Genomic DNA, 1,079 nt, shown 5'->3' on the forward strand with positions numbered 1-1,079 from the left:
CCGCCGCCGGCGCCGACCGAGCGCCAAGTCGCTGCACACACGCGGCGACCGACAACCAAGAAGCCCGACACCAGCGACGACAGCCTGCCGTTCTTCGACGAGTCGCGAGTGCCGGTCGAAGTCATCGAACTCTCTGCACCGGAGACCGCAGGGCTCGCCCCGGAAGACTTCGAAATCATCAGTTACAAGAACAGCTATCGGCTCGCCCAGCGCCCCGGCAGCACGGTCGTTCTCAACTATCGGCGGCCGGTGATCAAGCTCAAGGCAAGCCAAGCGATCGTCTGCCCGGCGGCGCCGGTCGGTGTCATCGAAGGCAGCCGCGCCGACGTCAGCTTTGTCGCCGGCATGCTGATTGATAAATTCGCCTATCACCTGCCGTTCTACCGACAGCACCAGCGCCTCGCCGATGGTGGCATCACCGTCAGTCGGCCGTGGCTGACGCAGATCGGGCAGCAGGGCATTGCGCTGCTTGAACCGATCTACGAGGCGCAGTTCGAATCGATCCGTGCCTCGCGCGTCAAGGCCATGGACGAAACCCCGATCAAGGCCGGGCGGGCCGGACCGGGGAAGTTGAAGGCCGCGTATTTCTGGCCGGTCTATGGCGAACTGGACGAAGTCTGCTTCCCCTTCTTCGAGAGTCGCCGGATAGGGCATGTCGAGCAGGCGCTGGGGCTGAGCCCGGTCGAGCGCGGCGTCCTGCTCACCGATGGCTACACCGCCTACGAGCACTACACCAAGAAGACCGGGCTGATCCACGCGCAGTGCTGGGCGCATACACGGCGCAAGCTGTTCGAGGCACAGGATGCGGATCCGGGGACAGCAGCGCACGGACTGGATCTGATCGGCGGGCTCTACGCCGTCGAAGAGCGCATCCGCGTACAAAAGCTCGCTGCTACGAAGAAACTCGACTATCGATTGATGCACGCCAAGCCGATCATTGAACAGCTCTTTGCCTGGATCAACCAGCAATTCGAGGCGCAGGGTCTGTTGCCGAGCAATCCGATGACCAAGGCGTTAGCTTACGCCCGCGAACGACGATTCGGGCTGGAGGTTTATCTGACCGATCCGGACGTGCCGAT

The 1,079-nt window shown here is 63.0% G+C and carries 1 protein-coding gene; it reads left to right on the plus strand.

Annotated elements, in window-relative coordinates:
- A partial coding sequence (tnpC, locus tag ACCAA_RS02685) for an IS66 family transposase (RefSeq protein ID WP_186405711.1) occupies positions 1-1,079 on the plus strand: 1,079 nt, incomplete at both ends.

Source organism: Candidatus Accumulibacter aalborgensis (assembly GCF_900089955.1).
In the GTDB taxonomy this organism is placed as follows: domain Bacteria; phylum Pseudomonadota; class Gammaproteobacteria; order Burkholderiales; family Rhodocyclaceae; genus Accumulibacter; species Accumulibacter aalborgensis.